At 36.1% G+C, this 24,270-nt stretch carries 17 protein-coding genes and 1 pseudogene; 12 read left to right on the forward strand and 6 right to left on the reverse strand.

What is annotated here, in order from left to right; genetic code table 11:
* Positions 1-79 precede the first annotated feature (79 nt).
* Both Anndu_RS06080 and Anndu_RS06085 read left to right on the forward strand, forming a co-directional pair.
* A complete protein-coding gene (locus tag Anndu_RS06080; protein WP_464103519.1) occupies positions 80-2,323 on the forward strand; it encodes a glycoside hydrolase in 2,244 nt (747 codons plus the stop codon).
* A 212-nt stretch (positions 2,324-2,535) separates the two neighbouring features.
* Positions 2,536-6,804, forward strand: a complete 4,269-nt coding sequence (locus Anndu_RS06085) for a chemotaxis protein CheB (RefSeq protein ID WP_464103520.1) — start codon at positions 2,536-2,538, stop codon at positions 6,802-6,804.
* 136 nt (positions 6,805-6,940) lie between these two features.
* Here Anndu_RS06085 and Anndu_RS06090 read toward each other — a convergent pair whose 3' ends face one another.
* Positions 6,941-7,822, reverse strand: coding sequence for a hypothetical protein (locus tag Anndu_RS06090; protein ID WP_464103521.1), 882 nt, complete (start codon positions 7,820-7,822; stop codon positions 6,941-6,943).
* A 290-nt stretch (positions 7,823-8,112) separates the two neighbouring features.
* Between Anndu_RS06090 and murJ the strand changes: the two genes are divergently transcribed.
* Positions 8,113-9,702, forward strand: a complete 1,590-nt coding sequence (murJ, locus tag Anndu_RS06095) for a murein biosynthesis integral membrane protein MurJ (protein ID WP_464103522.1) — start codon at positions 8,113-8,115, stop codon at positions 9,700-9,702.
* 203 nt (positions 9,703-9,905) lie between these two features.
* Here the strand turns inward: murJ and topA are convergent, their stop codons facing one another.
* Both topA and Anndu_RS06105 read right to left on the reverse strand, forming a co-directional pair.
* On the reverse strand, positions 9,906-12,566 hold the full coding sequence (topA, locus tag Anndu_RS06100) for a type I DNA topoisomerase (protein ID WP_464103523.1): 2,661 nt from the start codon (positions 12,564-12,566) through the stop codon (positions 9,906-9,908).
* A 433-nt stretch (positions 12,567-12,999) separates the two neighbouring features.
* Positions 13,000-13,101, reverse strand: a pseudogene (locus Anndu_RS06105) (IS4 family transposase); the annotation flags it as partial.
* 205 nt (positions 13,102-13,306) lie between these two features.
* Here Anndu_RS06105 and Anndu_RS06110 point away from each other — a divergent pair.
* The 7 genes from Anndu_RS06110 (at position 13,307) to Anndu_RS06140 (ending at position 19,096) form a co-directional block, all read left to right on the forward strand.
* Complete coding sequence (locus Anndu_RS06110) at positions 13,307-13,648, forward strand: histidine triad nucleotide-binding protein (protein WP_464103524.1); 342 nt, start codon at positions 13,307-13,309, stop codon at positions 13,646-13,648.
* 99 nt (positions 13,649-13,747) lie between these two features.
* On the forward strand, positions 13,748-14,026 hold the full coding sequence (locus Anndu_RS06115; RefSeq protein ID WP_464103525.1) for a F0F1 ATP synthase subunit C: 279 nt from the start codon (positions 13,748-13,750) through the stop codon (positions 14,024-14,026).
* 23 nt (positions 14,027-14,049) lie between these two features.
* On the forward strand, positions 14,050-14,802 hold the full coding sequence (locus Anndu_RS06120; RefSeq protein WP_464103526.1) for a F0F1 ATP synthase subunit B family protein: 753 nt from the start codon (positions 14,050-14,052) through the stop codon (positions 14,800-14,802).
* 290 nt (positions 14,803-15,092) lie between these two features.
* Entirely contained in the window at positions 15,093-15,296 is a 204-nt protein-coding gene (gene psbH / locus Anndu_RS06125; protein ID WP_464103527.1) for a photosystem II reaction center phosphoprotein PsbH, read from the forward strand.
* A gap of 128 nt (positions 15,297-15,424) precedes the next feature.
* Positions 15,425-15,667, forward strand: coding sequence for a TatA/E family twin arginine-targeting protein translocase (locus Anndu_RS06130; RefSeq protein WP_464103528.1), 243 nt, complete (start codon positions 15,425-15,427; stop codon positions 15,665-15,667).
* Between the two features lie 328 nt (positions 15,668-15,995).
* A complete protein-coding gene (malQ, locus tag Anndu_RS06135; RefSeq protein WP_464103529.1) occupies positions 15,996-17,501 on the forward strand; it encodes a 4-alpha-glucanotransferase in 1,506 nt (501 codons plus the stop codon).
* Positions 17,502-17,596: 95 nt separating this feature from the next.
* A complete protein-coding gene (locus Anndu_RS06140; protein WP_464103530.1) occupies positions 17,597-19,096 on the forward strand; it encodes a methyl-accepting chemotaxis protein in 1,500 nt (499 codons plus the stop codon).
* A gap of 84 nt (positions 19,097-19,180) precedes the next feature.
* Here the strand turns inward: Anndu_RS06140 and Anndu_RS06145 are convergent, their stop codons facing one another.
* Positions 19,181-20,260, reverse strand: a complete 1,080-nt coding sequence (locus Anndu_RS06145; RefSeq protein ID WP_464103531.1) for a FecR domain-containing protein — start codon at positions 20,258-20,260, stop codon at positions 19,181-19,183.
* Between the two features lie 388 nt (positions 20,261-20,648).
* On the opposite strand from Anndu_RS06145, the gene Anndu_RS06150 reads away from it, so the two are divergent.
* The gene (locus Anndu_RS06150; RefSeq protein ID WP_464103532.1) at positions 20,649-21,629 is read left to right on the forward strand and encodes an outer membrane beta-barrel protein; all 981 of its coding nucleotides are present in this window, start codon (positions 20,649-20,651) and stop codon (positions 21,627-21,629) included.
* A 61-nt stretch (positions 21,630-21,690) separates the two neighbouring features.
* Here Anndu_RS06150 and cobS read toward each other — a convergent pair whose 3' ends face one another.
* Positions 21,691-22,458 (reverse strand): adenosylcobinamide-GDP ribazoletransferase, encoded by a 768-nt coding sequence (cobS, locus tag Anndu_RS06155; protein WP_464103533.1) that lies wholly within the window; start codon positions 22,456-22,458, stop codon positions 21,691-21,693.
* A 338-nt stretch (positions 22,459-22,796) separates the two neighbouring features.
* Here cobS and Anndu_RS06160 point away from each other — a divergent pair, with 338 nt between their 5' ends.
* The gene (locus tag Anndu_RS06160; protein ID WP_464103534.1) at positions 22,797-23,249 is read left to right on the forward strand and encodes a hypothetical protein; all 453 of its coding nucleotides are present in this window, start codon (positions 22,797-22,799) and stop codon (positions 23,247-23,249) included.
* A gap of 223 nt (positions 23,250-23,472) precedes the next feature.
* Here the strand turns inward: Anndu_RS06160 and Anndu_RS06165 are convergent, their stop codons facing one another.
* Complete coding sequence (locus Anndu_RS06165) at positions 23,473-24,252, reverse strand: photosystem II S4 domain protein (protein ID WP_464103535.1); 780 nt, start codon at positions 24,250-24,252, stop codon at positions 23,473-23,475.
* Positions 24,253-24,270 lie beyond the last annotated feature (18 nt).

The raw sequence follows: 24,270 nt of genomic DNA on the forward strand, positions 1-24,270 counted from the left end.
TACATTTTGGTGACAAATAAACTAAAGTAAACCACAATATCTAGTAATAACAATAAAGTAAGTAATTCTATTTATAATTATGGCTCATCCCTTATACGTTGCCTTTATTTGGCATCAACATCAACCCCTATATAAGTCACCAAGTCCTGACAATCAAATTGAACAATATCGTTTACCTTGGGTGCGTTTACATGGCACAAAAGATTATTTAGATTTAATTTTAATTTTAGAAAAATATCCGAAACTTCATCAAACAGTTAATCTTGTGCCTTCTTTAATTTTACAATTAGAAGATTATGCTAATGGAAAAGCGATCGATCCCTATTTAGAAGTAGCTTTAACCGAGGCACAAAAGTTAAATTTAGAGCAAAAACATTTCATTGTTGAACACTTTTTTGACGGTAATCATCATACCTTAGTAGACCCCCATCCTCGCTATGCTCAATTATACGAACAAAGAAGAAATAAAGGCCAAAGATGGTGTTTAGAAAATTGGGATTTAAGAGATTATAATGATCTATTAGCATGGCATAATTTAGCATGGATTGATCCCCTATTTTGGGATGATCCAGCTATCAGTAATTGGTTAAAACAAGGGGAAAATTTTACTTTAGAAGATCGCAAGAATATCTATCAAAAACAACAGGAAATAATTAAAAGAATTATTCCCCAACATAAAAAAATGCAGGATGCCGGCCAGTTAGAAGTTACCACCACGCCCTACACTCACCCCATTTTGCCCCTCTTAGCTGATACCAACGCCGGAAGGGTGGCGATCGCAAATATGGCTTTACCCCAAAATCGTTTCCAATGGGAGGAAGATATACCCCGTCACCTCAGAAAAGCTCAGGAATTATACAGCGATCGGTTTGGTCAAAAACCGAGGGGGCTTTGGCCATCGGAACAGTCAGTAAGTCCTGCTATTTTGCCTCACATTAAACAAGCAGGTTTTAATTGGATCTGTTCCGATGAAGCCGTCTTAGGATGGAGTCTTAAGCACTTTTTCCACCGTAACGAAGTGGGCAATGTTTATGAGCCTGAATTATTATATCGCCCCTATCGCCTAGAAACCTCTCATGGTGACTTGTCTATCGTTTTTAGAGATCACCGTTTATCTGATTTAATTGGCTTTACCTATGGAGCAATGGATGCCAATAAAGCCGCCGGAGACTTAATTGCCCATTTAGAGGGAATTTCTCGCCAATTAAAAGAACATCAAACAGATAATCATACAACTTTAGAACAACCTTGGCTTGTTACCATCGCTTTAGACGGTGAAAATTGTTGGGAATTTTATCAAAAAGACGGTTTACATTTTCTTAATTCCCTCTATGAAAGACTAAGTAAAAATGAGCAAATTAAATTAGTAACTGTTTCTGAATTTGTGGAAAAATATCCTCCCACAGCCACTATTCCCTCTCAAAATTTACATAGTGGCTCATGGGTTGACGGTAGTTTCAGCACATGGATCGGCGATCCCGTTAAAAATAAAGCATGGGATCTATTAACCCACGCCCGTGAAACTTTAGCCAAACATCCCGAAGCCACCGAAGAAACCAACCCCCAAGCATGGGAGTCATTATATGCGGCCGAAGGCTCAGACTGGTTTTGGTGGTTTGGGGAAGGCCATTCTTCAAACCATGATGCCATGTTTGATCAACTGTTCCGTGAACATTTAACAGGCATTTATAAAGCCCTCAATGAGCCGATCCCCGCCAATTTAAGCGAACCTTTAGAAAGTCATGAAAAAATTGAGGATCATTTGCCCCAAAGCTTTATTCATCCCTTTATTGATGGGGTGGGCGATGAACAGGATTGGGATAAGGCTGGGCGCATCGAAATTGGCGGTGCGCGTGGTACAATGCACCAAGCTAGTGCCGTACAGCGTTTATATTATGGCTTAGATCACCTTAATTTTTATTTGCGCCTAGATTTTAAACAGGGAACGGTGCCGGGGAAAGATATTCCCCCCGAACTCCATTTATTTTGGTATTATCCGGGCATCAGTGGGGAGATCAGCCGTCCGCCCTTAGATGGTTTACCCGACAAAGCCCCCATGAATTACCTTTTTCGCCATCATTTAGGCATTAATTTAATCACAGAGTCATTATGGTTTGCGGAGGCAAGGGCTGAACACCATTGGCATTCCCGCCGTAGTCGTGCGGAAATGGCTTTTAAACAATGTTTAGAAATAGCCGTACCTTGGGCGGATCTTCAGATCCAGCCTGATGTTTCTTTGCATTTAGTGGCGGTTTTAGCTAATCAAGGTAAATTTCACAGTTTTTTACCAGAAGAAAATTTAGTTACACTGAGCGCACCCTAATATAATTGAAGCTAATCCCCCTTACACAAGGGGGATCCAAGGCGATCGCCAGTTAATTAATTTGGCAAGAATCTTCGTAATTATTAGCATTAATTGTGATTTTGGCCAAAATGTGGGATTAAAATTGAATTTTAGAACAATCAAAATAACACAAAATCATTAGGTTATAATAAATGAACATCACAGTTTATTTGGTATAACCAATAACAAACATGACAAATCCATCTGAAACGAAAAATAATAATAGATCGCTGATTGTAGGTATTGGAGCATCCGCAGGGGGTTTAGATGCTTTTTCAGAATTGCTTAGTCATTTACCCACTGATACAGGGATGGGATTTGTCTTGATTCAACACCTTTCACCCGAACAAAAAAGCCTCTTAAGTGAATTATTAGGGCGCACCACACGAATGCCCGTTCACACGGCAGAAAATGGCATGAAAGTGGAGGAAAATCATGTGTATGTGATTCCGCCTAATGTTCAAATGACCATAGCTGACGGACGATTACAATTAGATCCCTGTAATCAATTTCAAGGACGGGTTAAAACTATTGATCTGTTTTTTAAATCCTTAGCTAAAGATCAAAAAAATAAAGCGATCGCCGTTGTTCTCTCAGGTAGTAATAATGATGGAGCGCTTGGAGTTCAAGCCATTCGAGCCGAAGGGGGAATTGTGTTTGCTCAAGATCGCTCCAGCTCTCAATTTACCGAAATGCCAAACGCCGCTATTGCTACAGGTAATGTGGATTTTGTCCTATCTCCAAAGGCAATTGCGCAGGAATTGCTAAAACTTAAACTACATCCCTATATAAGCTCACTGATGACCCTAGAACAAAGCGAAGGTGAAACTACCGTGATTGATGAAAATGAACTGGTAACGGTTTTTCGGTTATTACAACATCAAAGTGGGGTTGATTTTGCCAACTATAAACCAAGCACTTTTCAGCGAAGACTGCTAAGACGCATGGCACTGCAAAAATGCGTCAACTTAAGCGAATATATCCAGTATTTGCTCGATCATCCCGATGAAATTCAGGCCTTGCATCAAGATGTGTTAATTAGCGTCACCGGATTTTTTAGGGATCCTGAACTCTATACTGTGCTTCAGGAGCGGGTTTTTCCCTTACTGTGTCAACAGCCCAACGCCGCCACCAATATTCGCATCTGGGTGCCAGGGTGTGCAACGGGAGAGGAAGCCTATTCCATAGCCATTTGTTTATTAGAGTGTCTACATCATCAACTCCTCAACCCCACCATTCAAATTTTTGGCACAGATATTAGTAACGAAGCCATTGAAATTGCTCGGATTGGTTTTTATCGGGAAAACCAGATGGAAAATATCTCTAATGAACGCCGTCATCGCTTTTTTAATGAAGTGGAGGGGGGCTATCAAATTAAAAAATCAGTGCGCGAACTGTGTATTTTTGCCCGTCAAGATCTTGGCAGTGATCCCCCCTTTTCTGATATTGATCTGCTCAGTTGTCGCAATGTGCTGATTTATTTTAAACCATCCCTTCAAAAACGGGTATTATCCTTCTTCCACTACAGTCTTAAACCCACAGGCTTTTTAATTTTAGGCAATTCGGAAAGCTTAGGGGATACAACGGATCTGTTTGAAGTCTTTGATGCCCAAGGCAAGGTATATAACCGCAGTGCTGTGCCTTGTCGTCTCAATTTTGATTTCATAGCTAGTTATTATCCCAGAGAAGCGGATTTTGAACAAAGACAAGGTTTTTCCGCTTCCCTCAACCGCAGTAACCTTCAGCAATGGGCGGATCAGATTGTGTTAAGTCGCTTTGGGCCGGCCGGGGTGATTGTCAATGAACAGCTTGATATTCTCCAATTTCGGGGGGATACGAGTCCCTACCTTAGAATACCGGCCGGAGAGCCAATTTATAACCTCTTAAAGATGATTCGCCCTAGCTTATTGATTGATTTACGCATCGCCATTGAAGAAGCTAAAAAACAGGGTATTGCCATCAGAAAACGGGGCTTAAAAATTCCGGATCTGTCGGAATTGACGGTGGAAGTAATCCCTTTTCACCTTTCCACTTCTTCTGAGCGTTGCTATTTGATCCTATTTGAGCGGGAAATTTCGGAAATTTTACCTGCTTTATCAGAACAGGCTAATGAAACGGAAGTGGAACTGATTGAGATTGATCCCGAGATCCGCCGACTTCGCCAAGAATTGGCCGCTACTCGTCAAGAGTTGTTAGATACCCAAACCCTTTTACAATTAACTATTGAGGAGAAAGAGTCCACAAATCAACAACTGATCGCCGCTAATGAGGAAATTCTCTCTAGTAATGAGGAGTTAAAAAGTACCAATGAGGAACTGCAAACGGCTAAAGAGGAGATACAGTCAGCCAATGAAGAATTGAAAACCACCAATGAGGAATTACAAAATCGCAATATAGAAGCCCGTCGTGCCAATGATGACCTGTTGAATTTGATTAATAATGTTAATATTCCCATCTTGATGCTCTCAGATGATCAGTGTATTCGCCGTTTTACCCCATCAGCCCAATCCGTCTTTAACCTAATTCCTACGGATGTAGGCCGGCCGATCAGCGATCTGAGGTTTAATATTATCGGTTCTGACTTAGAAGCTTTAATAAGAGAGGTGATCTGCTCTCTCAATATAGTGGAACGGGAGGTGCAGGATCAACAAGGTCACTGGTATATGTTGCGGATCCGCCCCTACCGTACCGTTGACAATCAAATTATGGGGGCAATTGTGGCTTTAGTAGATATAGATAATCTTAAGCAAACAGAGCAAAGTTTGCGCCATAGCCAAGGGGAATTAGAACAGGAGTTATTAGCTCTCAATCAGGTGCAAAATCTGAGTTTAGGCTTATTTTCCTCTTTAGATTTGGATGTGATCTTGAACCAAATTCTCAATACTACTATTAACTTACTCCATGGGGATTTGGGTAATATTCAACTTTATGACTCCCAAAGACAAGTCTTAGAAATTGTTACTCATCAAGGGCTTAATTCAGATTTTCTTGATTATTTCAGGGAAGTGCATATTGATGATAATACCCCTTGTAGTAATGCCCTAAAGTCTGGTCAAAGGGTAATTATTGAGGATGTACAAACGGATCTTACCTTTGTTCTTTACTGTGAGATTATGGCCAAGGCCGGGGCTTTGGCGGTGCATTCAACCCCTCTGATCGGTCGTCAAGGGCAGTTACTGGGGGTGGTTTCCACCTATTTCCGAGAGCCTCACCGTCCGACAATGCGAGAGTTACGGATGTTAGATCTCTATATTCCATTAGTCTCGGCCATGATTTCCCTCGTTTTGGCACAGCGTGACGGTGAGATTTTACTCGGTAAAGCCCGTATTGCTGAGGCGGCCAATGCTAGTAAGGATGAATTTCTGGCCATGGTTTCCCATGAGTTACGCACTCCCCTAACTACGATTTCAACTTGGATTCAATTGATGGAGCAGGGGGGATTGGATCAGGCTCAAATGGAACAGGCGATCGCTGCCATTCGTGATAGTACCTTGACTCAAACGAAGGTAATTGAAGACTTGCTCGATGTTTCTGGTATGATTCAGCAACGCTTTGAGATTAACCCTAAATCCTGTGATCTGAGAGCTTTATTACAACAGTCGATCTCCCAGATTCAAAACCAGATTGAGCAAAACGGGCTACAATTGGAAACGGATTTCCAAGCCTGTCCAGACTCATTAGAACTTGATCCTACTCGTATGCTTCAAGTGATGTCCAATTTGCTCACCAATGCTATCAAATTTACCCCCAGAGGAGGGCGAATCACCCTACGGTTAATTGATCGGCCTAATCAGGTACAGATACGGGTACAGGATACTGGTGAGGGGATTGCTCCTTCTGCCTTACCTCATATTTTTGAGCAGTTTAGACAGGCGGATTCTTCTAAAAGCAGACGGACAGGGGGCTTGGGCTTAGGATTGTTTTTAGTGCGTTCCATTGTGGAGGCTCATGGGGGAACGGTGGTGGCGCATAGTTCGGGCATAGGGCAGGGAAGCACTTTTACCATTACTTTACCTAATGTTACGACTCAAGGCTCTCAATCTTCCCAATCTTTGCCATCTGCACCACCGATCAAGAAAAAAACCCTTGAAGGGATGCGTATTTTGCTGGTTGAGAATGATCAACATATTTTAGAAGTTATTGCTTTAGTGTTAGAAAATTTTGGTGCGATTGTAACCTGTCTGTGTTCGGCCAAGGAAGCTTTAACCCAACTGACTAGGGAAATACCGGATTTGATCATCAGCGATATTGGCTTGCCTGAAGTTAATGGATATGATCTGATGCGTCAAATTAGAGCTTTACCACCCTCACAAGGGGGAGAAATTCCGGCGATCGCAGTGTCTGGTTATGCAGATATTAAAAGTATCAAGAAGTCATTGGATGTAGGTTTTCAGGCTCATTTGAGTAAGCCCATAATTATAGAACAATTGATCAAGGAAATAAATGAATTATTTAATTAAGAATTATCAATTTATAATTAACTTAGGCTCACCCTAAATCCCTCTTTTAAGGGGGATTTGCTAACTAAATAACGTACCCTTTCAAGAGCAAAAATATAAAATTTTTTCTTTTTTTTAGGGTGATTTTCTATTAATTTTAACCGACTTGTTGACTTGCTCTTTCAATTAAATTACGCGCTACGGTTTGAATACCTGTATGTTCATAATAATTGGTACTAGCATCAATAAAAGCGGCCACATAATCTAATTTATCATCTGCAATTTGAATAAATTTACTTAAACCCCCTAAAACTGTAGCGGGAGTTAAACCTGTGGAAGAAATTAAATTATTAATCCAACCACTAGCGGCTGTAAATGTATTATTAATAAATCCTGCTTTATCATCTGCTGGAATTAAATTTCCAATAGTTTTAAAAACCGCATTATTTTGTAAAGAAGCTTGACCATTTTGGCTTAACATTTGTTGAACTTTCTGAAGAAAATCTGCTCCTAAAGGTAACAAACCATCAAAACAAATTAAGGCTACCATTCTCATTAATGCTTCATCTTTATAATTAGCTTTTAAAGAATTAGCAAATTCGGCCGGTTGTAGGGTAATTTTATTCATTTTACTATAAGCAATTAATTCTCCTACTAATTTAATGGCCAAATCTCCCGTTTGTACATTGTCAGCTTTTGGGGTTAATTTATCTAAAAAAGGAATAAATTTAAAAGTATCTCCTACTTTATCGGCTAAAGCCGCCGCCGCTACTGCTGTATCTAAATTATCTATAGTTTGATAGATCCATAAAGCAGTGTCATAACCTTCATTTTTATCTTCATAAATTGCCATAGCCCGATCACGAATTTTATTAATTTGATCGTAATCTGTTATCCCTGTAATTGAGCGAATTGTATTATTAAATCCTACTCGATTTTCATAGGTTCCGGGTACAACAAAATCAAGCGATCTTAATACTTTTACAGTGATGTTATCCGTAGGTAAATTATCAACTAATTCAATAATATTGGCCGTCATAATTTTGATCAACTCCTCTTTATTTTATGATTTTTAAATTAATACAACTATAATTTTATTTTTCCCCAATTATGTCAAAACATTGTTAAATTTTTCTTAAGGTTTTGATCAATTGACCAAGGTTGAATCCTTATTTATTATTATTTATTTTTTGACCTTTTTAGTCTTTTTTTAGCTAATTGATCAAGGATCAATTGCCTACAGTCAACCGATCAAAAATAACCGATAGCAAAATGATCCAATTTCAGGTAAAATCTATTATTTTATTAGTTTATAATTAGGGAAAATTTGTGTCACAAAAAAAACGATCTTTAGCAAATATTGCCGGAATTGTCGGTATTGCCACTTTAATTAGTAAATTATTTGGTTTATTTCGTGAACAGGCGATCGCCGCCGCTTTTGGCTTAGGTGGCGTTGTGGACGCTTATGGTTATGCTTATATTATTCCGGGATTTTTTCTGATTCTTTTAGGAGGAATTAACGGGCCTTTTGATAGTGCTTTAGTGAGTGTTTTAGCTAAAAGAAAAAAAGAAGAAGCCGCCCCTTTAGTAGAAGCAATTACAACTTTTGTGAGTTGTATTTTATTAATTTTTTCTTTAATTGTCGTCTTTAGCGCCCCTTATTTAATTGATTTATTAGCCCCTGGCCAAGATCCACAGATTAGAGCGATCGCCACTGAACAACTGCAAATCATGGCGCCCCTTGCCTTTTTTGCCGGATTAATCGGCATCGGTTTTGGCACTCTGAATGCCTCTGATCAATATTGGCTACCAAGTATTAGTCCTCTCTTTTCAAGTTTAGCCCTAATTATTGGAGTAGGAGTTTTAGCTCTGAATTTAGGGGGTAATATTCACAATCCTGAATATATGCGTTTAGGAGGTTGGGTTTTAGCCGGAGGAACGCTACTGGGGGCAGTTTTACAATGGTTGATTCAAATTATTGCACAATCACGCTCAGGAATGGGGAAATTAAAGTTAAGATTTGACTGGAATATACCAGGAGTAAAAGACGTTTTAAAATTGATGATTCCCGCTACATTAGCATCAGGAATGTTACATATTAATGTGTCAACAGATATGTATTTTGTCTCAGGTATTCCCCAAGCAGTTTCAGCAATGCGTTATTCCAGTTTTATTATTTTAACGCCATTAGGGGTTATTTCTAATACTATTTTAGTTCCATTTTTACCTATTTTTGCAAAATTGGCCGCCCCCGAAAATTGGGGAGAATTAAAAACAAGAATTAGACAAGGTTTATTATTAACAGCTTTAACCATGTTGCCCTTAACATCAATTTTTTTGGCCTTAGCAAAACCCATCGCTAAAGTAATCTATCAAAGAGGCGCATTTAATGCAAGTTCAACTGATTTTGTGACACCAGTTTTAATGGCCTATGGTTTTGGGATGTTTTTCTATTTATCAAGAGATGTATTAGTCAGGGTATTTTATGCTTTAGATGATGCCCAAACACCCTTTAAAATAAGTATTGCCAACATCTTTTTAAATGCAATTTTAGATTATATTTTAGTTAATGCTTTTCAAACTCCGGGGGTAATTTTTGCCACCATTGGAGTTAATATTATTTCGATTATATTATTTATTTTCGTATTAAATAAACGCTTAAATGGATTACCCTTAATTGAATGGGGAATAGCTTTATTAGGCTTAATTTTTGCTAGTATTATTTCCGGTTGTGCTTGTTGGGGAAGTTATTTAGGTTTAGAAATGATTTGGCCTAGTAATAATTTAATAATTGAAATTATAAAATTAGGCTTAGAAACAATTTTAGGAATAATTATCTTTTTAGGAATTGCCTTTCAATTAAAATTACCAGAATTAGAAATGTTAATGACAAGAATTAAACAAAAACTTAAAAAATAACTTAAACTTAAAAATTAAGGTTATTAGGGTTTTTTCAAAAAAAATACAATTGTGAGTTCAATAAATTGAACGATCGCTATTAGCTTTTCAATTTATTGAACTATTTATCTTAGAAATTATCCCTTTTTTAATAATAAAAATTATAAGATTTGACTTTGAAAAAGCCTTGCTTGAAAACTGATACTAAAGCACAACAAAGAACTTTATTTTTTAGTAGTAGTTTTCTTAGTGGTAGTTGCTTTTTTAGTAGTAGTTTTCTTTGTCGTAGTGGTTTTCTTGGCCGTAGTGGTTTTCTTAGCCGTAGTTTTCTTTCCTCCTGTTTTTTGGGCTATTAAAACTAAAGCCTTTTCTAAAGTCATACTTTCCACCGTTTCACCTTCAGGAATGCCTACATTAGTCTTTTTATATTTAATATAATCCCCGTAAGGCCCATTATAAATATTGACAGGCTCATTATCCTCTGGATGCACTCCTAAAGCTTTCAGAGGCTCTTTAGCGGTTTTACTCGCTCCTCTGGCGCGTTTGGGTTGCGCCAATAACTCTAAAGCCCTTTCAAGGGTAATGGTTAACACATCATCCTCTTTTTTCAAAGAGCGATAGTCTTGGCCGCCTTCCTTACCCTGATCATGCACCACATAAGGCCCAAAACGCCCTAAAGCGGCCTTGATCTTACAACCAGTGTCAGGGTGCGTACCTAACAAGCGCGGTAGGGAAAGTAAACCTAAGGCCGCCTCCAAAGTCATTTCTTCCGGTTTTAAGTCTTTCGGTAAAGATACCCGTTTTGGCTTTTTATTTTCCTCTGTCACTTCCCCTAACTGCACATAAGGCCCATAAGTACCCGTTAACAGATAAATAGGTAAGTTAGTTTGGGGATCCGTACCCAGTTGATCAGGCCCTTCCGCTTTTTGTTTTAAAATGAGATCGATCTGTTCAGGGTTAAGATCACAAGGGGTTAAGTCGGGGGGGATCGAGGCAGTTAAAACTTCTTCACCCTGTTTCTTTTCCACATAAGGCCCAAATTTTCCGATTTTAATGGTAGCATTTAACCCATCTAGCGCGATCGCCTTAGACTCGGACGTTTCGATCTCCGTTTCCTTAACTTTAACTTGAGTTTGTAGCCCCGTTTCTCCTAAATAGAATTTTTCTAAGTAGGGCAACCATTTGGCCTCACCAGTGGCGATCTCATCAAGGGTTTGCTCCATTTTAGAAGTAAACTGGGTATCAACTAGATCACAAAAATATTTTTCTAATAAGTTAGTCACCGCAAAAGCCGTAAAAGTTGGTACTAAAGCCTTATTGCGGATCACGGCATAACCCCGATCTCGGATCGTACCAATAATACTAGCGTAGGTGCTAGGTCTACCCACTCCTTCCTGTTCTAAAGTCTTCACTAAAGAGGCTTCCGTATATCTGGCCGGAGGCTGAGTTTCATGGCCGACAGTCTCAATTTTTTTACATTTGGGGTGATCGCCCTTGACTAGATCGGGTAATAATACCTCTTGGTTATCTAAGGCCGCTTCGGGATCGTCCGATCCTTCAACGTATGCACGGAAAAAGCCCGGAAAATCAATTCTTTTACCCGTTGAACGAAAACCCGCATCTTCTACCTGTAAATTCACCGTTAACTGAGTTAACTGAGCGTCTGCCATTTGTGAGGCTACGGTGCGTTTCCAAATTAAATCATAAACGGATAATTCCCGCCCACTTAAACCCGTTTCTTTAGGGGTGCGGAAAGCTTCTCCGGCAGGGCGGATCGCTTCGTGTGCCTCCTGTGCAGATTTACTTTTAGTTTTATATTGACGAGGGCTAGGGCTTAAATAATCTTTACCGTACATTTGTTCTACACAACTACGGGCGGCGGTAATAGCCTGATCCGATAGATGTACGGAGTCCGTGCGCATATAGGTTATATAACCGTTTTCATAGAGATTTTGAGCGGTTTTCATGGTTTCCTGTGCGGATAAACCCAATTTACGGTTGGCCTCCTGTTGTAAAGTTGAGGTGGTAAAGGGGGGGGAAGGTTTGCGGGTGGTGGCTTTTTCCTCCGTATCGCTCACTGTCCATGTTTTACCCTCAAGTCTGGCTTTGAGCGCGATCGCATCGGCCTCATTTAATAAAACTACTTTTTTACCTTTGCTTAATTTTCCGGTCTTACCATCAAAATCGCTCCCAGTGGCGACTTTTTGCCCCCCTACACTGATTAATTTAGCAAAAAAGGGATTTTTGCTATCTTTCTCTAAATCTGCCTTTAAATCCCAATAACTAGCGGTTTGAAAAGCTCGTCTTTCCTGTTCCCTTTGTACTAATAAACGCACCGCCACCGACTGAACACGCCCGGCCGATAGACCCCTTGAGATTTTTTTCCATAATAAAGGGGATAAAGTGTAACCAAAAAGACGGTCTAAAATACGTCTGGTTTCCTGAGCATGAACTAAATTTTCATCAATATTACGGCAATTTTTCAGAGCTTTTTGGATGGCTTCTTTAGTAATTTCATGAAAAACCATGCGTTTAACAGGCATTTTAGGCTTTAAAAGTTCCATTAAATGCCAACTAATACTTTCACCTTCCCGATCTTCGTCAGTGGCTAGGATCAACTCATCAGCCTCTTTAATAGCTTTTTTGAGGGTGCTAACTATTTTCGTTTTACCTTTAGGGATCACATAGATCGGCTCAAAATCTTTTTCAATATTAACCCCTAACTGTGACCATGACTGTCCTTTATATTCGGGGGGTATTTCGTCAGCCGAGGAAGGCAGATCCCGAATATGCCCCATTGACGCTTCCACACGGTAGTCAGAGGGTAGATAATTACGAATAGTTTTAGCTTTAGTAGGCGACTCAACAATAACAAGGGTTGACATAATGACTTTAAATAAAAATGATAATCGGTTTTGAGAGCTTTAATATTAATTAATATATAACGGTTTACATAGACGTACCATAGCACGTCTTTAACATTTATTTATAGTTTAATCTTACACATCAAAAGATCAAATATAACATTTACAAAGATTTAAAATCTAGGATCTGGCGATCGACTGTTAGAAACTCAGAAATTTTGAATATCTTAACAAAACTTAATATATTTAGACATACTAATCTAAAAGGCTAATTTTGATCGTAGTTAAATTGTTTTTTAAAACCAATGAATATAACTAATTTTTTGATACATACAAGCTTGAAGATAAGAAAATTCATCTAATAGTGATCCCTCAAATTTTACTGGTATTTTTATTAATTTTAATATCAAATAACCAATTAAACAAATATATATTTATCTGTTGATTATATTCTCCAGAGGGACATAAATGAAAATGTATCTAAAACTGGATAATCTTTTTTGGGTAATGGTTTTAAAATATCCTTAACTATTTTAGGAAAAGTTATGACTATCATAATTTAGCAATTTAATTTTATTTGTTTTTCCTGATTCTATCATATTCACTAACTTTGGTTATTTCTTTCTTCTAACATTCAACATTTCTGTTAACTTTAGTTAATTTTTTTGATGAGCTTTGTCAATTTGTGCCAAAGTAGTTTATTATTAATATTTTAGCTGATTAATCTTAAAATTTCAAATCTCAATCTAAATTATTGATTTATGAGTGAAACTATTTTTAGTAAAATTATTCGCCGTGAGATTCCTGCTAATATTGTTTATGAGGATGATCAAGCGATCGCTTTTAAAGACGTTAATCCGGTAGCTCCAACTCACATTTTAGTTATTCCAAAAAAACCCATTCCTAAGTTAGATGAAGCTACTTTAGAGGATCAACTTTTATTAGGTCATTTATTATTAACTGTGCAAAAAGTTGCTCAACAAGTTGGTTTAACTAATGGTTATCGTATTGTAATAAATAATGGTGATGATGGCGGCCAAACTGTTGATCATTTACATTTTCATCTCTTAGGAGAACGCCCCATGAAATGGCCTCCGGGTTAATTATTTTCTAATACAAAATGGATAATTGATAATTATTAAAATTGCTAAAATTTTGTTATAAAGAATCAATCAACAATCAACAATAACTAATAACTAATTATGGATAATTTAACTTTAATTGCAATAGTTTCAATTGCGACAGCAGGTATTACAATGGCCATCGGTTCGATCGGGCCGGCTTTAGGAGAGGGAAAAGCCTTAGCTCAAGCTTTAATTTCTTTGGCACAACAGCCCGATGAAGCTAACAATATTACCCGCACTTTATTTGTGGGCATGGCGGTGGTGGAATCAACCGGAATTTATTGTTTAGTTATAGCTTTAATTATTTTATTTGCTAATCCCTATTGGAATTTTTTTATTAATCAAACTGTTAAATAATTTAAACATTATTATCTATTAAAATGGAAATTAATTGGTTTACTTTTGTTGCCCAGATTATTAATTTTTTAATCTTAGTTTTTTTATTACAAAGATTTTTATATGAACCAATTATAAAAGTTATTAATCAACGTAAAAATAAAATTAAAGCCCAATTATTAGAGGCTGAACAACAAATGAGTCAAGCCCACGAATATAAACAAAAATATTTAGATTTAATCGGGGAATTAGAAGCGAAAAAACAAGAGTTTTTAAGCCAAGCTAAATTAGAAGTGGAAGCGGAAAAAACCAAATTATTAAACTTAGTTAAAACTGAAATTGAAGAAAGCAGAAAAACTTGGCAATTCTCTTTAAAACAGGAACAAGATCAACTTTTACAAGCTTTAAAAAATCGAGCTAGTGAAAGTTTTTTAACTATTATCAAAAAAAGTCTCAATGATTTAGCTAATCAAAGTTTAGAATTACAAATAGTTGAAGTTTTTTTAGATAATTTAGCTAAACTAGATCAAAATAAAAAACAGATAATTGAATCTAATTTAAAAGTTAATCATGAATTAATTATCCAAACAAGTTTTAATTTAACTTCAGAGAAAAAAGAAGAAATTATTAAGAAAATTCAAGAAAATTTTAAACCACCAATTAAAATTAATTTTACCATTGATCAAGAGTTATTATGTGGCATTAATTTAATCGTTAAAGGGGAAGAATTAAACTGGAGTTTAGATAGTTATTTAAACAATTTAGAAGCAACTTTAAAAAGTGCTTTAGAATTGTAATATTTTCAACAATTGATCCGATCAAACCGTTGAGAATAACTTTTTTTTATTGCCATTGTTCATTGTCAATTATCCATTTTGCACTGATAACCGTAATTTTTGGGTCATAAGATGACGTTCAACTAGCTTCATCTTATGATATTGTGGAGACAATCGAACCTATTGAATTAAACACTTTTTCTATAATCAAGTTTTGTGGTGAACGGAAAGTTAAGCATAGATGTTCACTTCATTTATAATAATAGGGAAGATTACAAAATAGCTTTAAATACAACATTATTGGGTGACTTATGGCACAACGTACTCGCTTAGGAGATATCCTTAAACCTTTAAACTCTGAATATGGTAAAGTTGTTCCCGGCTGGGGAACTACCCCTGTAATGGGAGTTTTTATGGTTTTATTCTTAGTCTTTTTGTTAATTATCCTGCAACTCTATAATGCTTCTTTAGTATTAGAAGGTGTTGATGTGGACTGGACTACCCTTGGACAGTAATCTTAACAGGATTAACACAAAAGTTTTCATTGATTTTTGAGATCCCGGCTTGTCCGGGTTTTTTACTATTTTGTCATTGGTCATTTATAATTTATAATTTTATTACTAATTTTTAAAAGGAAAAAACTATGAATATTTTTGGACTTGGTTTACCTGAAATAGTTATTATTTTAGTTGTAGCTTTATTAATTTTTGGGCCTAAAAAGTTACCAGAAATTGGCCGTAGTTTAGGTAAAACTATTCGTTCTTTTCAAGAAGCTTCTAAGGAATTTGAAACTGAATTTAAAAAAGAAATTGATAATTCTAAAGATGAATCTGTCAAAATGAATGCTCAATTAGAAGAAGCTCAAACTGAAAAAAAAGAAGCTTAATTCAGTAATAAGTAATAAATAATAAGTAATGAAAAATAAGTTTAGGGCAAAAAGTCGGGGATTTTTCTTAAAATATCATTTTTATCCTTTAACTATCTAAAAAATCCCCGACTTTCAAAACTTAAATTATAATTTTTAGTTCATCCTTGTCTCCTACTTATTACTCCACTTTTGCCAGAAGTTTAGTCTTGTTACAAATGACTAATGACTGATGACGAAAAAGTTAATAATTATTAACAATAATAACCTATTTAAACATGATATAATCCCTGATTAGATTTAGGAATTAATCAGTTTTCTAAATAGCTTATTTATTGGTAAAAAATATATGTTACATCTTCGCTCCAGTGGCATTTTACTACATCCCACTTCTTTACCCGGACGTTTTGGGATCGGCGATCTTGGCAAAGAAGCCTACGCTTTTATTGATTTTTTAGCACAAAGTCATCAGAAAATTTGGCAAGTTTTACCTTTAGGGCCTACTGGCTTCGGCAATTCTCCCTATTTATCCTATTCTGCTTTTGCGGGGAATCCTCTGTTAATTAATTTGGAATGGTTAGTTGCGGAAAATTTACTTTCTGAGGATGATCTGAATCAATTACCCCATTTTTCAGAAGATCAGGTAGATTTTGATTTAGTCATTGCTCATAAAATACCTTTATTACGCAAAGCCAGTCATAATTTTGATCAGGTAGCTACACCCCAGAGAAAACAAGCTTTTGAGGCATTTTGTCAAGAGCATCAATATTGGTTAAACGATTATGCCTTGTTTATGGCTTTAAAAGAGCATTTCCAAGGTTTATCGTGGAATCAATGGGATCAGGATATTTCTAAACGGGATCCGGCGGCGATTGCCCGTTATACTCAATTATTAGCTGAGGGAATTTTCTTTCATAAATATATTCAATCTGAATTTTTCCGTCAATGGAAAAGTTTAAAAAAATATGCTAATCAGAATGAAGTCTATATATTTGGAGATTTACCTATCTATGTAGCCCATGACAGTGCCGATGTGTGGTCTCACCCTCAAATCTTTCGCTTAAATAAGGAAACAGGTGAACCCGCTTGGATGGCAGGAGTACCGCCGGATTATTTCAGCGAAACTGGTCAATTATGGGGGAATCCGGTCTATAATTGGCGAAATCTAGCCCGTACTAATTACCATTGGTGGATTCAGAGGGTAAAATCCATGTTAGACTATGTGGATATTATGAGGATTGATCACTTCAGAGGTTTTGAAGGATTTTGGGCAGTACCTCAAGGGGAAAAAACCGCCATGAATGGCCTTTGGGTTAAAGCTAAAGGTCAAGCTTTCTTTGAATTATTGAAAAAAGAATTAGGAGATTTACCGATTGTTGCTGAGGATTTAGGAGTTATTACACCTGAAGTTGAAGCTTTACGAGATAATTTTGGTTTACCGGGGATGAAAATTTTACATTTTGCTTTTGATAGCGATCGAGCTAATCCCTTTTTACCATTTAATTATGTTAACCGCAACTGTCTGGTTTATACGGGTACACACGATAATGATACCACTGTGGGCTGGTTTGACAAACGCACCGAGGAAGAAAAAGCCAGAGTTGTTGACTATTTAGGCGCGATCGCTTCTGATGGTATTCATTGGAGTTTAATCCGTTTAGCGATGGGATCCGTGGCAAATATAGCCATTTTCCCCTTACAGGATATTTTAGGCTTGGGCAGTGAAGGAAAAATGAATACTCCCGGAGTTGCTACGGGTAACTGGGCTTGGCGTTATCATCCTGATGAGTTAACAGATGATCTGAAAAATAATTTAGGTTATTTAACTTATCTTTACGGCCGTAAACAAAGTTAATAATTAATAATTAATAATTAATAATTGATAGTTAATAAATAACCAATAACAAATGACAAATGACCAATAACAAATTTTGTAGAAGGTAAATATTTATGAACACATTTGATCACAATTATCAAGGCAAAAAAACTTTTTTGAGTAGATTTAAACTCAGAACTCAAATGCTTTTTGGTTATGCTATTCCGGTAGTCGTTTTCATCGGTTCAACTGTCATTGTTTATACTAATGCCAATCGAGTATTTGTGGCATTTCAAAAAGTAGAAAATGTACAAACTGCTATTATTGAAGTAGATAAAATTGCCCTAGCCGGAAGTAATATGGTGGCTAATAACAGGGCAATTTTAATTACTAACAATCAAAAATTTATTGATTCATATAATCAAAGTTGGACTAATTTTCAACAGGCAAGTACAGAATTAGAGAAAGTTGTGACAGATGAAATTCAAAAAGATCGTCTTCAACAAATGATTCAACTTGGAGATGAATATAATAAGTATGCCGAGGAAATTTTTAGACTGATTAATAATGGAAAAAAACAAGATGCAATTAATCTTTTTAATACAGGTGTTGGCACAAAAACTTTAGAGGAATTTCTTAAATTAAATCAAGATTTTAATACAAATGAAGTCAATAATTTATCTGAGCAAAATACAGAAGCAAAACAAACCCTTCAAAGTGCGGTTAATTTATTAATTTTTGGTTCAATTTTTTCTGGTGTTACTGCCTTTATTATTGCATGGATTATTTCATCTTTAGTCAGTGGTAAAATTAGTCAGGCCGCTAATTCAATTAGTAATTCTTCAACTGATATTAATATCGCCGTAACTCAACAGGAAAAAATTACCAATAGTCAAGCTATTTCCGTTAATGAAACTACTACTTCAATGGATCAATTGGGGGCATCAGCTAAACAAGCAACTCAACAAGCTGAAACTTCCACCGTTGGCGCTCAACAGGTTTTAAATTTAGCACAAAATGGTAATCAATTAGTAGATCGAACTTTAGGAGAAATGGCACAAACTAAGGATAAAGTTCAGGCGATCGCTCAACAAATTTTACGTTTAAGTGAACAAACAAATCAAATTGGAAATATATCTCAATTAGTGAGTAATTTAGCTAATCAAACTAATATGTTAGCCCTCAATGCGGCCGTTGAAGCAGTAAGGGCTGGGGAATATGGAAAAGGCTTTTCTGTGGTAGCTTCAGAGATTCGTAAATTAGCAGATGAAAGTAAAAAATCGGCCGAACAAATTAATAATTTAGTCAATGAAATTAAACAGGCTACCAGTGCAACTGTGATGGTAACAGAAGAAGGAATTAAAAGTTTAGAAAATACGGAAGAATTAGCACAAAAAACCGCTTCTTCTTTTAATATAATGTCTGATGAAATTAATAATATAGTGATTAATTCTCAACAAATAGCGATGAATACAAAACAACAAGCTTTAGCGATTCAACAAGTAGTTACAGCCATGAATAATCTTAATCAAAATGCAAAAGATAGTAATGATGGAATGAATCAAATTAAATTAGGAATTAATAAATTAAATCATGCGGCTTTAGAATTAAAAGAGATCGTTCAAGATCAATAAATCATTATCAAAATTAAAAATGATCGCTGATTTTAATGATTAATTAAAGAGCGATCATTTTTAATGCTTACTTTTAAGAGATATTTATTGAGTTTTATTCTGCAAACCTGTTCCCGTGCCATTGCCCACGCCATCACGACCTTGGCCTGCACCTAGATCTCTCACTCCATTATTGCCGTTATTACCGCCCCCCGGAAAAATACCACCAGTTGCACCACCCCCCGGAAAAACGCCACCAGTTGCACCACCACCTGGAAAAATTTCTTCAAATGGAGTATTTAAACGAATTTCGCCTATTTGCGTCATTTCCTGCACATCTAAAGAAGTAGCATTTTGTAGCGTTTCTTGATTCCCATTCTTACTTTCAAAATTGAGGTCTACTACTTCGAGATCCCCGTTAGGAAATTCTGTTTCCGTTTGATCTGGCATAGCCACAAAATCGGGATTAGTTAAAATCGGACTATTTTGATCTAAAGATGGTACAGACTCAAGAGCTTGTTGAATTTCTGTTAAAACGGACTCTGGGGCAACTTGATCCAGATCCTGTGTTAAAGGGCTGGTATTAAGTAAAGTTACTAAGTCAAATTGATAAACATTGGTTAAATTTTCACCCTCAAAATTAGCCATTTGACCGGGTTTCAAATCAACACATTGGGAAGCATCTTGATTACAAGCTTGAATCCCAGAATCAGTTAAAGCACCGATTAAAGTTTTTCCCTCTTGACCGTCTTTGGCGGGAATAACTCTAATAAATAAAGCCGATCCCCTTACTCCGGCGGCGGCGTTGGGTGTTCTAATGGTAGTTGTCCCTTGACCCCCATTGATTAAGAATAAACCCGTACCATTAGTTAAATCAGCGATGCGACTATTCGGGCGAAAACGAAAAAAAGCTTGTTGTCCTAAACGTGCTAAAGAGCGATCGTTAAATCTTAAGTCAACACGGGAAGAACGGGCAGTAGCAATGCTATCTCCTACCGCTAACAGATCATTAACTGTGGCATTGCGGCCATCAGGCTGATCGGGATTTAAGCGTACTTGATTTTGTAATGATACCACTGTTGCTTGATTGAGAACGGTTTGAGCCTGTGGACTTTTGTTCCCGACTAAAATTAATGCTAAACTGGAAAGTGCTACAGTGATGGAAAAATTTAATTTATTTAACATAATTTAATTTACCGATTATTAATTTAAAATTGTTTAAAATTATAAAATTTAGATGAGAAACTTTTAATTGGAGTCTCAAAATATGAAATTTAAAGCATCCCTAATTAATCAATTTTTTTCTGACAAAGATTGTTCTAAGTTATCACCCAAACAATCTAATTTTTTTATTTCTCAATTGCTAACCCCAAAATTCCCTTATTATCTTTTTTTGTTTGTTTTTAGTTTAATCGTCAGTTTTCATCAATCAACTTTAGCTACTGTCTATTCTAATTGTAAACCAAATAATCAACTTAAGGATGATCTTTGTCAAAACTTGACGCACTCTCCACATTTGAGTGACAATATTATCAGTAATAATACTGAATCTACAAATTATCCCCCCGAATTAATGATAGAATCACCTAATTTTCAAGTGATTCCTCAAACTTTAAGGCAGTCAAATCAATTAAATAGCTTTGAAACTTCAGTTCAATCATTTGATCACCATAATTACATTGTAGCAGATCAAAACATTGAAATAATAACCACTCAAATTAATCATTCTGATCAACCAGAAAACCCCTCAACAAATTTGGCTCAAGATGATAGTATTGATTCCAATCATAGCGATCCAGAATTAGGTGATTTATTATTACAAGAAATTGAACCAAAAATTACCCCCAAACAAGAAAAACCTTTCTTATATTTAATTGGTAATTTTGGCTATCTCAGAAATAATAATATTTTTTCGGGAATTAATCCCGTAGATGATAATTTATTTCGTACCGGAGTAACTCTATTAGCTTTACCTTCTTTAAGTGATCAAACTTCCCTACTGGCCTCTGTTACAGGTAATTTTGTTAGTTATAGCGATCAATCTTCATTTGATTATGATCAACTCAATTTAAACGTGGGAATTATCCATCAATTTGATGAGAATATTTCAGGCAATTTTGGCTGGAAAAATAGACAGTTATTTGATGGAAATAATGGTTATCGTTTCTTAAATGATCATAGTTTATATTTAGGAATTAACTATGAAAAACCCTTAACAGAAGCATTAACTTTTAATGTGCAAACAGATCTACAAACTAATTTTTCTCAGCCAGATAGTCGTTCTCAAATTATTAATTCTTTTAAAATAGGGCTAGATTATCAAATTACATCTCAAATAAAAGCAGGATTAAATTATCAATTAGCTTTGTCTAATTTTACTGTACAAGATCGCAATGATACCTATCACGAATTAATGGGAACATTGAATTATAATATCTCTCCTAACACCTCTTTAGAAATATTTTTAGGTCATAGTTTTGGTGATTCTTCTAATCAATTTATAGACTATGATGGTTTAATTTTTGGTTTAGGATTTAATGTTTATCTTTTTTAAAAAGATTTGATTAAAACTAAAGCCTTATCTTATAAAAAAAAGTCTGCCCAAGCAGACTTGATTAATTAATAATTGTTAATAAACATAAAAAGAAAGTTTCTGTCCATTCCACGATCGCCCCATAACTATCACCCGTTTGACCTCCTAACTTATGATTAAACCAATAACCAATTAATAAAGAAATACTTACACCAAAGCCTAACATTTTTAAAATTAAAATTAAATTTTCCGGTGCAATTATTAATACAATTAAACCAAAAATTACATAAAAACAAAAGCCAATTATAACATCAATTTGAGGCTGACTATTTTCTTTATGAAATGCTCCTTTCCCCTCCTTTCTCAAATAGGGATAATAACTAATCGCCACCATTTGCGCCCATCTTGCCCATCCAGCCCCGGCCATTAAAATTAAACTGCGATTTTGTGGGATCTCACTTAACGCAATAATTTTTAACAATATCACAAAACATCCCGCCATCACCCCAAAAGCACCAGTAACACTATCTCTCATTACCTCTAAGCGTTTTTGAGGATTATTGAAAATAGCCAAACCGTCAGCCGTATCCATTACCCCGTCTAAATGTAATCCTCCCGTTAACATAACCCATAATCCCACAATTAAAGCACTGCGAATCACAATGGGAAAACCCACCAACTCTAAACTAAAATCACTCAAAGCTAAGATTAAACCGATCAAAAGCCCCACATAAGAAGCATATCGAGCGATCCCTTGAAAATTTAATTCCCATGATGGTGGAATGGGAATAATTGTATAAAATGTAATTGAAGCTAAAAAAGTTTTAACCCAGTTTGTAATTTTTGCCATAATTGTTTCATAATTAATCTAAAATCTCTTTTTTGATCAATCCTGTTCAAAACTTTAAGTAACAGTTGAGAAAAACTAGGTTAAGATTGTATTATAACAATTCTGTACCTAACAGAATCAAAACGAGAAATGTATTTTGATAGCGTAAGACTAGATCTTGTAAAACAGTCTTATTATAAAAATAAAGATTGGCAAAAAACTAATTCAATTTGCCTCAGCTTTTGATGGGTGTTTGATCCCCTTGATTAAGTCTAACGAAAAAAAAATACATTCTCTCAACATAATTGTTTTATTCTATGACCCCATTTTTACACCTTTGTGACTGAAGGCTGAGTTCTATGAGTTATCAACAAACTTATCCCCAATTACCTGCTCCTTGTATTATTGATTTCGGAATTGTCGCTAATAAAGATGATATGCGGCGATTGTTGATTGATTTGAACCGTGTGCGTTATATTCATACTCTTGATGGTGAAGCCAAAAGTGAAGGCGAAGGTTGGATCCTTGAAGTTTTTAACGATCCAACTCGCTCCACTTTAGTCGCAAATCAAAGACTTTACTTGAATATCCAAAGTTTTGATTATTTAGAATTATATCAGGCCTCACCCACAGAAACTTATTATGATTTAATCCAAGATAATAGAAAACTGAGGCTCATTCCTTTTCATAACAATTCCCCCGATAGTGGCTATAATCGTAACCTTGATGCAGATGCCCTTGAAGCGATGGTGACACAAGTGCTTTCAGCCAAATGGGATGTGCAGTTGGATGATGATGACTGTCCTTTTTAGATGGTTTGGGCTGGCCTCCTAACCCCCTCCCAGGGTGTTTTTAAAGTGGAGGAAAAAGGTAAAATAACAGTGATCTTTTTTTAGTAAAATTTTTTAGTAACATTAAAAAGAGATCACTATTTTTTTATTAAAAAATAAGACTTTTTGCTCAAGTCAGAGAAAAAGAAAAAGTAATAAAAACTGATTAAATATAGTTTTTTTGATTAATTTTGCAAGATTTCTATTACTTAAATCTAATCATTTGCACTCGATAACGCTCTTTTTTTGTAATCACAATTTCCCCAACTTCCACCCTGCCTTTCCCACTTACCGCAATCAAATCACCTGATTTAACTTGATAACTAGACTGTTTAACTTCTTTCCAGTTAACCCTAACATTCCCGCCATTAATGGCCTCTACCATTTTACTACGGGACATCCCCAAACCGGCCGAGGCGATCGCATCTAAACGTAAAGAAGCCTCAACAGTGGTAATTTCTTTCTTACTAGGAGGCTGAAACTTTAAATTTTCCAGCCCTACCTGCTGAGTTTTGACGGGAACAGAGCGCACTTGTACTAAAGACTGCTCTAAAAAAGTCACTATTTCCGGCACAACTAAAACTTGAGCGCCCCTTTCCCCTAGTACAATAATATCACCTACCTTATCCCTCACAATACCCGTACCTAAAATAGCGCCTAAAAAATCCCGATGGGTAGCCGGATCAAACAAAAAATTACCGGAAATATCCAATAAGGCTACCTCAACTTGAGAGGGAGCCAAAGGTATTTCCGAGCGACTTAAGCCAACTCTTTGCCTTTCCGCTTGGGGATAGCCCCCAAAAACACAAAATTCAATTTCTGTTAAACGACTAAAAAGTTGTTGAATTTCGGCAATAATGGGAGGGGCTAAAAAGTCAGTACAACAGACTTCCCAAGACTTGATCGCCTGTTGTGCCTTATCTAAAACTTTGGCAATTTCTTCTCGATTTTCAGTTTGTTTTAAAATTTCTTCTCTAGGTAACATTATTAAAATTAAGATAGA

Source organism: Annamia dubia NIES-4383, assembly GCF_055394725.1.